The following is a 10739-nucleotide window of genomic DNA, read 5'->3' as shown; positions in this document are numbered from 1 at the left end:
AGCCGCAGCCGCCGGAGCCGGGGCCGAAGCGGCGGCCGCGCCGCCTTCGGTCACCGAGCCCAGCACCGTGCCGGGAACGACGGTGTCGCCGTCATTGGCGTTGATCGCCGACAGCACGCCGTCGGCGGGGGCGACGACTTCGAGCGAGACCTTGTCGGTTTCCAGCTCGACCAGGACTTCGTCCTTCTTCACGGCGTCGCCGACCTTCTTGGTCCACTTGGCGATGGAGGCTTCGGCGACGGATTCACCGAGGGCGGGGGTCAGGATATCGGCCATCTTCAGTGTCTTTTCGTGTCTGAACTTTGCTTGTCTTTTAGGTCAGGCGCGGCGGTCAGGCCATGGCCTCGGCGAGGAAGGTCTCGAGTTCCTTCAGATGTCGGCTCATCAGGCCCGCGGCGGTCGAGGCCGAAGCCGGGCGACCGACGTAGCGCGCGCGCTTGGCCTTCACGTTCAGCTTCTCGAGCGTCAGCTCGATCCACGGATCGACGAAGGTCCAGCCGCCCATGTTCTTGGGCTCTTCCTGACACCAGACCAGGTCGGCGTTGGGGAAGCGCGCCAGTTCCGCCGAGATCGACTTGATCGGCCACGGATAGAACTGTTCCAGACGCAGGATGTAGATGTCGTTGACGCCCGCCTTCTCGCGCGCGTCCAGCAGGTCGTAATAGACCTTGCCCGAACAGACGACGACCTTGCGGATGTCCTTGTCGGCCTTGAGCGTGACGCCCGCCACGTCCGGACGCAGCTCGGCGTCGTCGCGCAGCACGCGGTGGAAGGACGAACCCTCGGCCATGTCGGCCAGGGTCGAGACCGCCTTTTTGTGACGCAGCAGCGACTTGGGCGTCATCAGGATCAGCGGCTTGCGGAACGAGCGGTGCAACTGGCGACGCAGGATGTGGAAGTAGTTGGCCGGCGTCGTGCAGTTGGCGACCTGCATGTTGTTCTCGGCGCACTGCTGCAGGAAGCGCTCCAGGCGGGCCGAGGAGTGCTCGGGGCCCTGGCCCTCATAGCCGTGCGGCAGCAGCATGGTCAGGCCGCTCATCCGCAGCCACTTGCGCTCGCCCGAGGAGATGAACTGATCGATCACCACCTGGGCGCCGTTCACGAAGTCGCCGAACTGGCCTTCCCACATGGTCAGGGTGTTCGGGTCGGCCAGCGAATAGCCGTACTCGAAGCCCAGCACCGCCTCTTCCGACAGGGCCGAGTCGATGACCTCGAAATGGGCCTGACCTTCGCGCAGGTTGTTCAGCGGGAAGTAGCGCTGTTCGGTCGTCTGGTCGGTCACGCCCGAGTGGCGCTGCGAGAAGGTGCCGCGCACCGAGTCCTGCCCCGACAGGCGGATGTTGTAGCCTTCGTCCAGCAGGCTGGCGAAGGCCAAGCTCTCGGCGGTGGCCCAGTCGATGTTCACGCCGCTCGACACCGCATCGCGACGGCCGTCGATGACGCGCTTCAGCGTCTTGTGCATGTCGACGCTGTTCGGGATCGTCGTCAGGCGGTGGCCGTAGTCGAGCAGCTTCTCGGCCGGAACCCCGGTCTTGCCGCGCTGCTGCTGATCGTCGCCCGCATCAACGCCCAGACCTTGCCACTGGCCGTCCAGCCAGTCGGCCTTGTCGGCCTTGAACGTCTTGCCGGCTTCGAACTCGGCGTCGAGGAAGGCCTCGAAACGGGTGATCTCGGCGTCGGCCTCGGCCTGGCTGAGAACGCCTTCGGCGACCAGGCGCTTGACGTAGATCTCCAGCGTGGTCGGCTGGTTCTTGATCTTCGCGTACATCAGCGGCTGGGTGAAGGTCGGATCGTCGCCTTCGTTGTGGCCGAAGCGACGGTAGCAGAACATGTCCACCACCACGTCCTTGTGGAACTTCTGGCGGTACTCGGTGGCGACCTTCGAAGCGAAGACGACCGCTTCAGGGTCGTCGCCGTTGACGTGGAAGATCGGCGCCTGAACCATCAGGGCCACATCCGACGGATAGGGCGACGAGCGCGAGTTGCGCGGCGCCGTGGTGAAGCCGATCTGGTTGTTGATGACGAAGTGCAGGGTGCCGCCGGTGCGGTAGCCCTTCAGTCCCATCAGGGCGAAACACTCGGCCACCACGCCTTGCCCTGCGAAGGCGGCGTCGCCGTGGATCAGCAGCGGCACGACCTTGGAGCGGTCCAGCACCCATTCGTTGTCCGGCTTGCCGACGTTGACCTCGGCCTCGCGGATGTCGAAGGCCTGCTTGGCGCGCGCCTTGCCCAGGACGACCGGATTGACGATCTCCAGGTGCGAGGGGTTGGCGGTCAGCGACAGGTGGACCTTGTTGCCGTCGAACTCACGGTCCGACGAGGCGCCCATATGGTATTTGACGTCGCCCGAACCTTCGATGTCCGATGGCACGGACGAACCGCCCTGGAACTCGTGGAAGATGGTCTTGTAGGGCTTGCCCATGACCGCAGCCAGGGTGTTCAGGCGGCCGCGGTGCGCCATGCCGAAAATGATTTCGTCGACGCCCAGGGCGCCGCCGCGCTTGATCACCTGCTCCAGGGCCGGGACCATGGCCTCGCCGCCATCCAGGCCGAAACGCTTGGTGCCGGGGAAACGCTTGTGCAGGAAGCGCTCGAAGCCCTCGGCCTCGACCAGCTTGCGGAAGATCGCCAGCTTGCCTTCCTTGGTGAAGGCGTTCTGCTCGAACTTGTCCGGGCCTTCGAAGCGCTGCTGCAGCCAGGCCTTCTCGTCCGGCTCGGCGATGTGCATGAACTGCACGCCGATGTTGCCGCAGTAGGTGCGCTTGAGGATTTCCAGCACCTGGCGGACCGAACCGGTCTCAAGGCCCAGGACGCCGTCCAGGAAGATCGGGCGATCCATGTCGGCGGCGGTGAAGCCGTAGAACTCGGGCGTCAGCTCCGGGTTCTGGATCGGGGGCTCGATGCCCAGCGGGTCGAGGTTGGCCTGCAGGTGGCCGCGCACGCGATAGGCGCGGATCAGCATCAGGGCGCGAATAGAATCGTGGGCGGCGGCGCGCACGTCGGCGGCCGAAACGGCGCCCGAGGCGTCAGCAACCGGAGCGGCCGGGCGCGGGCCGGGCTTGCCGGCGGCCTTGGGATCAACCTTGGGAGCGGGCCAGCGGCCGTCGAACACGGCGGTTTCCTCGGTCGGCTCGGCAGCGCCCGAACGGCCCCAGGAGCCGGCGGCGGCCGACTGCTTCACCAGGTCGGCGTTGTCCTTCAGCTGATCGAAGAAGGCGCGCCACTCCCCCGACACCGAGCCGGGGTCAGAAGCCCATTTTTCGTGCAGGTCCTCAATGAAGGCGGCGTTCGCGCCATAGAGGAAGGAGGTCTCGGCAAAGACCTGGTTCAGCCGACCCGCATCGTCCGCCATTTTTCTCTCAATCGTCCCTTTACAACCGCCCGCGCACAGCCGCGCGGAGAGCAGCGCCGTTCATATAGGCCCTGTTTCCTTACTGGTCATGACCGAAGGGAGGCGGACCGGGTGGAAATTGGTCGAATTGGCAAGAAAAAACGCCCCCGGACGATTCCGGAGGCGTTACAAAAGGTCACACGGCGCGAAAAACACCCCCGGAACGCGGATAGATCAGACTTTGGTCCAATCCGCCGCCCGCCTGACGCCGAACCCACCGTCAAGTGAATCCGGCGCTCAAGCAGCGAACGACCGCGTCGCGAGCATTAGCGCCGCGCCTCCAAAGAGGCGCTGCTGAAGGGTTCAGCCCTTCAGCACTTCCACCAGGGTCGTGCCCAGACGCGCCGGCGACGGCGAGACGCGGATGCCCGCGGCCTCCATGGCGGCGATCTTGGATTCCGCATCGCCCTTGCCGCCCGAGACGACGGCGCCGGCGTGGCCCATGGTGCGGCCCTTCGGCGCCGTACGGCCCGCGATGAAGCCGGCCATCGGCTTCTTGCGGCCCTTCTTGGCTTCGTCGATCAGGAACTGAGCGGCGTCTTCTTCCGCCGCGCCGCCGATTTCGCCAATCATGATGATCGATTGGGTTTCCGGGTCGGCCAGGAACATTTCCAGCACGTCGATGAACTCGGTGCCCTTGACCGGGTCGCCGCCGATGCCGACGGCCGTGGTCTGCCCCAGGCCCTCGTTCGTGGTCTGGAACACGGCTTCATACGTCAGGGTGCCCGAACGCGAGACGATGCCGACGTTGCCCTTCTTGAAGATGTTGCCCGGCATGATGCCGATCTTGCACTCATCCGGGGTCAGGACGCCGGGGCAGTTCGGGCCCAGCAGGCGCGAATTGGAGCGGTCCAGGCGCGCCTTGACGCGCACCATGTCCTGCACCGGAATGCCTTCGGTGATGCAGGTGATGAAGGGGATTTCGGCCTCGATGGCCTCGATGATGGCGTCAGCCGCGCCTGCCGGCGGGACGTAGATCACGGTGGCGTCAGCGCCGGTGCGCTCCTTGCCTTCGGCGACCGAGGCGAAGATCGGCAGGCTTTCGCCGTGCGAGCCGGTCCAGGTCTGGCCGCCCTTGGTCGGGTGCACGCCGCCGACCATCTGAGTGCCGTGATAGGCCAGCGCCTGTTCGGTGTGGAAGCCGCCGGTCTTGCCGGTCAGGCCCTGAACCAGGATCTTGGTGCTCTTATTGACGAGGATGGACATGTGTCTGTGCTCTGAATTCTGTGTGTCTGCTGGGCGGAAGCGGCGCTTACGCGACCGCCGCGACGATCTTCTGGGCGGCGTCGTCCAGGTCGTCGGCGGCCTGGATGGTCAGGCCCGACTCGTTCAGGATCTTCTTGCCCAGTTCGGCGTTCGTGCCTTCCAGACGCACGACCAGCGGCACCTTCAGGCCCACTTCCTTCACCGCGGCCACGACGCCCTCGGCGATGACGTCGCACTTCATGATGCCGCCGAAGATGTTGACGAGGATGCCCTCGACCTTCGGGTCAGCGGTGATGATCTTGAAAGCCGCCGCGACCTTGTCCTTGCCGGCGCCGCCGCCGACATCGCAGAAGTTGGCGGGCTCTTTGCCGTACAGCTTGATGATGTCCATCGTCGCCATGGCCAGGCCGGCGCCGTTGACCATGCAGCCGATGTTGCCGTCCAGGGCGACATAGGCGAGATCCCACTTCGAGGCCTCGATCTCCTTGGCGTCTTCTTCGGTCTCATCGCGCAGGGCGCGGATGTCTTCGTGGCGGTACAGGGCGTTGCCGTCGAACGAGACCTTAGCGTCCAGAACGCGCAGGCGGCCGTTCTCCATGACGATCAGCGGGTTGATCTCGAGCATGTCCATGTCCTTCTCGACGAAGGCCTTGTACAGGATCGGGAACAGCGACTTGCCGTCTTCGGCGGCGTCGCCCGTCAGTTCCAGCGCCGCGTTGATGGCGGCGATGTTCTCGGCGGTGACGCCGGCTTCCGGGTTGATGGCGATGGTGTGGATCTTTTCGGGGGTGGCGTGGGCCACTTCCTCGATGTCCATGCCGCCTTCGGTCGAGACGACGAAGGCCGTCTGACCGACCGAGCGGTCGACCAGCAGCGAGCAGTACAGCTCACGGGCGATGTCGGCGCCGTCTTCGATGTACAGGCGGTTGACCTGCTTGCCGGCCTCGCCCGTCTGGGCGGTCACCAGGGTGTTGCCCAGCATTTCCTTGGCGTGGACGACGGCTTCCTCGATCGAGAAGGCCAGACGCACGCCGCCCTTGGCGTCAGCGCCCAGTTCCTTGAACTTGCCCTTGCCGCGGCCGCCGGCGTGGATCTGCGACTTCACGACGTAGAGCGGGCCAGGCAGCTGCTTGGCGGCGGCTTCGGCCTGGTCGGCCGAGGTGATGGCGACGCCCGCCGCGACCGGGGCGCCGAAGCCCTTGAGGACCTGCTTGGCCTGATACTCGTGAATGTTCATGTCTGGATCCGCGCCGTTTGGGAGGTTTGTGGAAACTTTGGTCGCGCTTATAGGCGTCGCGCCTTCGCCTGCGCAACCGCCTGTCGTCTTATGGCCTCATGAGGATTTTCTTATGCCGGGCGGCGCGCCTCGCCGGAGCGCCGCCCGAACCCGTGATCAGGGGCGATTCAGTCGACCCAGTCCTTTTTGAGCGTGCGCGAGGCGCCGAACAGCAGGGCCGAGGACAGAAGATAGAAGCCCATGCCCGTGTAGATGGCCCAACGCAGGCTCTCTTCACCAAAAGCCGGGCGCAGCAGATCGCTCATCCAGCCGAAGTAGTAGATGCCGACGGCGATCCCCAGCAGGTTGTTGATCAGCAGGAACAGGGCCGAGGCCGTGGTCCGCATGGCCGGTGTGGCCAGGTGCTGCACCGCCGCCGTGATCGGGCCCAGCCAGGTCAGGTTCAACCCGGTCGGGATCAGGAAGATCAGGAAGGCCATGGTCAGGGCCGCCGCGCCGTTGGGGTCGGACCCCGGCATGATCGCACCCACCACCGCGCCCGAATTCATCGCCAGGATGAAGCAGGGCACCGAGATCAGGAAGGCGATCGCCGGCGTCAGCGGATAGGCGGCCTTGGACTTCTTGCCCAGTCGGTCAGCCATCGAGCCGCCCAACCAGATGCCCGCCACCCCGCCGACCAGGACGATGGCAGAATAGTACCAGGCCGTCTGCGACAGGGTCAGGCCGAAGCTGCGCATGAAGAAGCTGGGCAGCCAGGCGGCCACGCCATAGCCGCAGACCGAGGACGACGCCGCCCCGAACGCCAGCAGCCAGAAGCTCGGCTTGGGCGCCAAGGTCTTGATCACCTCGCTGAAGGGCGGGGCCTTGTGCACCACCGGCTCGGCCTTGACCGCTTCAGTGACAGGCGCATCCATGCCGCCGCGCTTGGGATCCTTCACCGTCAGGCGCAGCACCGGCGCGACCAGCACGCCCAGGACGCCGACCACGATGAAGGCCGTGCGCCAGCCGTAGGTCGCCGCCAGCAGGCCGCCGACCAGGGTGCCCGCCGCCATGCCCAGCGGAATGCCGAACGCATAGGCCGCCAGGGCCCGCGCGCGTTGCGACTTGGGAAAATAGTCGGCGATCAGGGAATAGGCGGGGGCCACGCCGCCCGCCTCGCCGATGCCCACGCCCATACGGCACAGGAACAGCGAGCCGAACCCGCCCGCCAGGCCGCACAGGGCGGTGAAGCCGGACCAGATCGTCAGGGCGCCGGTCATGATCCACACCCGGCTGAACCGATCGGCCAGCCAGGCGATCGGAATGGCCAGGGTCGAATACAGCAGGGCGAAGGCCAGGCCCCCCAGCAGGCCGAACTGGCTGTCGCTGAGATTGAACTCGGCCTTCAGCGGTGCGGCCAGGATGCCGATGATCTGCCGATCCAGGAAGTTCAGCATGTAGATGAGGATCAGAACCCCCAGCACATAGTAGCGATAGCTCGGCGACGCGGTGCGCGCGTCGAGCGTCCCCGCGTCGGCCTTTGCAGCCTCGATCTGGCTCATGGACGTTCCCCGACTATGTTTCTTAAGGCGACGGTAGCGGTCTCGCCGCTCCGCGCCACAAAAAAGAAGGGCGGCGGCTCCCATGAACCGCCGCCCAGTGCGCTGCGTTCAGGCGCGCAGCATCAATATTTGGCCGACACCTTGATCATCCAGGTCCGCGGCGCGCCGTAGTAGGCGGTGCGGATATTGCCGATCGAGGAGAATTCCTGGGCGTCGGTCTTGTAGACTTCGTCCGACAGGTTCTGACCGTAGAGGCCGACCGTGTAGCGGTCCGAGGCGTTCGACCAGACGACGCGGGCGTCATAGAGCCAGTAGTCGTCCTGATACATGCCGGGGATTTCGGTCCCGGTGTTCTCGTAGGTGTTGTCCACCGCCAGCGCCATCCGCGAGCGGAACTTGGCTGCGCCGCCGACGGTGACGGACGATCCGCCCGACAGGAACCACTCGTACTGACCGCCGAACCGCACGGTCCACTTCGGCGAGAAGGCCGGATCCTGGAAGGCGCGGCTGCCGCTGAATTTGGTGAAGCGGTTGTCCTTGAACTCCTTGTAGTCGGCGTCGAGGAAGCCGACCTGGGCGTCCAGCGTCAGGCCGCGGACCGGCATCAGAACGCCTTCCAGTTCAAAGCCGAAGATGTCCAGCTGGCCCGCGTTCAGCACCGACAGAACCGGCGCGGGCAAGCCGGTGACCGGATCGGTATCCAGACCGGCGACGCGAGCCTGGAAGTCCTCATACTTGGTCATGAAGGCCGCCAGGTTCAGGCGAGCGCGGCGATCCCAGAACGAGGTCTTGGCGCCGACCTCGAAGGAGTCAGCTGTTTCCGGCTGATACTCGGTCGCCTCTGTCGGCGAGTTGGCGCGGCCGTTGAAGCCGCCCGACTTGAAGCCCTGCGAATAGCGCGCATAGACCATGGCGTCGTCGGACAGCTGATAGTCGGCCGACAGCATGATCGAGGTGTCGTCGTACTTGCCCACGTCCGGCGCGAAGACATAGGTCGCGTTGAACGCCGGAAGCAGGCTGTAGAAGGTCGACGTCGTGCGCCAGTAGTCCTTCTCTTCCTCGGTGTAGCGAACGCCCGCCGACAGACGCAGCTTGTCGGTCAAGTCATAGCTGACGTTGCCGTAGATGGCCTTGGAGGTGGTTTCCAGCGTGTCGTCGATGGTGCGCAGGAAGCCCGAGTTTCCGAACGCCGGGCCCAGCAGGGCGTCGTTGTAGCTCTCCTGGTGGGAGTCGACGTCTTCCTTCAGGTAGTACAGGCCAGCCACCGCGTTCAGACGGTCGCCGGTGTAGGTCAGCTGCAGCTCCTGGCTGAACTGGTTTTGATCCACGGCCACCAGGGCGTCGGCGATCTCCAGCTCGGTCGCGTCGAAGTCGATGTAGTCATCGGTGTTCATGGCGCGATAGGAGGTGATCGACTTCAGCGACAGGGCGTCGGAGATGTCCCACGTCGCGCGCAGCGCCGTGCCCCAGCTTTCCAGCCGCGTCTCGTTCGGCAGGCCCGGCGTCGTGCGGGTCTTGAAGTCGTATTCCGGAACCGGATTCGGCACAGGACGCAGCACCGTGGTCTTCAGCAGGTCCGTCAGGTTGTTCTGGGCCTGACCAACGGTCATGCCCGCGTCGTCCTTAGCGTAGTCGGCGTTCAGGTCGATGCGGAAGTTCGACGCCGGATCCCAGGCCAGGCTGGCGCGCACGGCGGTCGAGTTCTTGTCGTTGTACTCCGCCCCGGTAGCCGGGTCGGTGACATAGCCGCCGCGCTCCGAATGCAGGGCCGACAGACCCAGGGCCAGGGTGTCGGTGACCGGGCCGGAGATCGCGCCCTGGAACTCCATCAGATCATAATCGCCATAGGCGGCCGAGGCGCGGGCGCGGAACTCCTGACCCGGGCGGCGCGACACCAGCTTCATGGCGCCGCCGATGGTGTTCTTGCCGTACAGGGTGCCCTGCGGGCCGCGCAGGATCTCGACACGTTCCAGATCCAGCAGATCGAACTGGGTGCCGCGAATACGCGAGTAATAGACATCGTCGACATAGACGCCGACGGCCGGGTCGAAGGTCTGCAGCGCATCCGGCTGGCCGACGCCGCGGATATAGATGTTGGTCGAATTCGACGAACCGCGGCCCTGCACCAGGTTCAAGTTCGGCACTGCGCCTTGCAGATCCGTCACCTGCTGGGCGCCCGTGCGCTCCAGCGTCTCGCCGCTGAACGCCGTCAAGGCCAGCGGCGTCTTCTGGGCCGACTCTTCCGTGCGACGAGCGGTGACGATGATGTCCTCAACCTGAGACGCCGCCTCCTGCGTCGTCGTGTCCTGAGCCTGAGCGGCAGAGGCCATTGCGCCGAATGCGGCGCCCGCCAGCAAGGCGGTCTTCACGAGTCTGTTCATGTGCATCCCAATCTTGTTTCCGGCCCGATCGACGCTTTTATTCAGCGTTCAATGATTTTTTGCATTGGTGACGGTCTTTCGCCCGCCTGTCAAACAGCCAAGCCTGATTTTCGCCACGGAAGGGTCCGCCCTGTGGCGCCGTTGCACTAACCCCCAAAGCGCGACTAGCTTCCCGCCATGACGAAGAGCGACCTGCCGCCGCCCCAGATTCCGCCGCTGCCCGCCGCGCCCGCCCGGCGCGGACGGCCCAAGAAGTCCAAGGCGGCCGCAGCGGGCGAGACGCGCGACGCCATCCTGAACGCGGCCGAGGATCTGTTCTCCAAGCACGGCTTCTACGGCGTCACCATCCGTGAGGTGGCGCGCGAGGCGGGCGTGGATACGGCCCTGGTCCACTATTATTTCGGGGCCAAGAAGGAGCTGTTCGACGCCGTCTTCAATCGTCGCGCCGAGGTGTGGAACGCCGAGCGCGTCGCCGCCGTCGATCGTTACGCCGAGGCTGCGGGCGACGCCATGACGCTGGAGGGGCTGTTCGAGGCCTTCCTGCGCCCGCCGTTCCAGTGGTCGCTGAAGGGCGGGCCGGGGTGGAAACACTACGCCGCCCTGGTGGCCCAGACCAACGCCAACCCGGCCTTCGGCGGCGAGACCATGGCGCGCTATTTCGATCCGGCGATCCGTCGCCTGCTGGAGCTGGTCAAGCGCATCATGCCCGAGGCGGGCGAGGCCGATCTCTACTGGGCCTATCACAACCTGTCGGGCGCCCTGACCCTGACCCTGGGCGAGACCGGACGTCTGGACCGCCTGTCGGGCGGGCTGTGCCAGTCGGGCGATCTGGACAGCGCCTGCGACTACATGGTGCGGTTCGCCGCCGCCGGCTTCCGCGCCGTCTGCGGCCCGACGCGCGCGTGACGCCTCGACTGGATTTCTCGCCAGGCTCCAAGGCGCGCGATTTCCTGCGCGGCCTGGCGGTGGCCGTGGGGGCGGGC

Annotated in this window: 7 protein-coding genes; 1 reads left to right on the top strand and 6 read right to left on the bottom strand. The window is 65.7% G+C overall.

Annotated elements, in window-relative coordinates; translation table 11 throughout:
• The 6 genes from RT567_RS08845 to RT567_RS08820 form a co-directional block, all read right to left on the bottom strand.
• Positions 1–276 (bottom strand): biotin/lipoyl-containing protein (locus tag RT567_RS08845; RefSeq protein WP_313575856.1); only part of this gene is annotated, 276 nt, incomplete at its 3' end.
• A 55-nt stretch (positions 277–331) separates the two neighbouring features.
• Positions 332–3352: a 2-oxoglutarate dehydrogenase E1 component gene (locus RT567_RS08840; protein ID WP_313575854.1), complete on the bottom strand. Its 3021-nt coding sequence runs from the start codon at positions 3350–3352 to the stop codon at positions 332–334.
• A 342-nt stretch (positions 3353–3694) separates the two neighbouring features.
• Positions 3695–4597 (bottom strand): succinate--CoA ligase subunit alpha, encoded by a 903-nt coding sequence (gene sucD, locus RT567_RS08835; protein ID WP_313575852.1) that lies wholly within the window; start codon positions 4595–4597, stop codon positions 3695–3697.
• Between the two features lie 46 nt (positions 4598–4643).
• Positions 4644–5834: an ADP-forming succinate--CoA ligase subunit beta gene (gene sucC / locus RT567_RS08830; protein ID WP_313575850.1), complete on the bottom strand. Its 1191-nt coding sequence runs from the start codon at positions 5832–5834 to the stop codon at positions 4644–4646.
• Positions 5835–6001: 167 nt separating this feature from the next.
• Positions 6002–7375 (bottom strand): MFS transporter, encoded by a 1374-nt coding sequence (locus RT567_RS08825; protein WP_313575848.1) that lies wholly within the window; start codon positions 7373–7375, stop codon positions 6002–6004.
• A 122-nt stretch (positions 7376–7497) separates the two neighbouring features.
• Positions 7498–9756, bottom strand: a complete 2259-nt coding sequence (locus RT567_RS08820) for a TonB-dependent receptor (RefSeq protein ID WP_313575846.1) — start codon at positions 9754–9756, stop codon at positions 7498–7500.
• 177 nt (positions 9757–9933) lie between these two features.
• Here RT567_RS08820 and RT567_RS08815 point away from each other — a divergent pair, with 177 nt between their 5' ends.
• The gene (locus RT567_RS08815; protein ID WP_313575844.1) at positions 9934–10662 is read left to right on the top strand and encodes a TetR/AcrR family transcriptional regulator; all 729 of its coding nucleotides are present in this window, start codon (positions 9934–9936) and stop codon (positions 10660–10662) included.
• Positions 10663–10739 lie beyond the last annotated feature (77 nt).

Origin of the sequence: Brevundimonas sp. (genome assembly GCF_032107865.1) — a bacterium.
Lineage (GTDB): Bacteria > Pseudomonadota > Alphaproteobacteria > Caulobacterales > Caulobacteraceae > Brevundimonas.
Note: the sequence above shows the minus strand (reverse complement) of the source record. Positions and strands in the feature narration are given on the sequence as shown.

Bases quoted from the DNA above. Each gene is read 5' to 3' on its own strand.
- sucD (WP_313575852.1), bottom strand. From the start codon at position 4,597: ATGTCCATCCTCGTCAATAAGAGCACCAAGATCCTGGTTCAGGGCCTG.
- RT567_RS08840 (WP_313575854.1), bottom strand. From the start codon at position 3,352: ATGGCGGACGATGCGGGTCGGCTGAACCAGGTCTTTGCCGAGACCTCC.
- RT567_RS08815 (WP_313575844.1), top strand. From the start codon at position 9,934: ATGACGAAGAGCGACCTGCCGCCGCCCCAGATTCCGCCGCTGCCCGCC.
- RT567_RS08820 (WP_313575846.1), bottom strand. From the start codon at position 9,756: ATGAACAGACTCGTGAAGACCGCCTTGCTGGCGGGCGCCGCATTCGGC.
- RT567_RS08825 (WP_313575848.1), bottom strand. From the start codon at position 7,375: ATGAGCCAGATCGAGGCTGCAAAGGCCGACGCGGGGACGCTCGACGCG.
- sucC (WP_313575850.1), bottom strand. From the start codon at position 5,834: ATGAACATTCACGAGTATCAGGCCAAGCAGGTCCTCAAGGGCTTCGGC.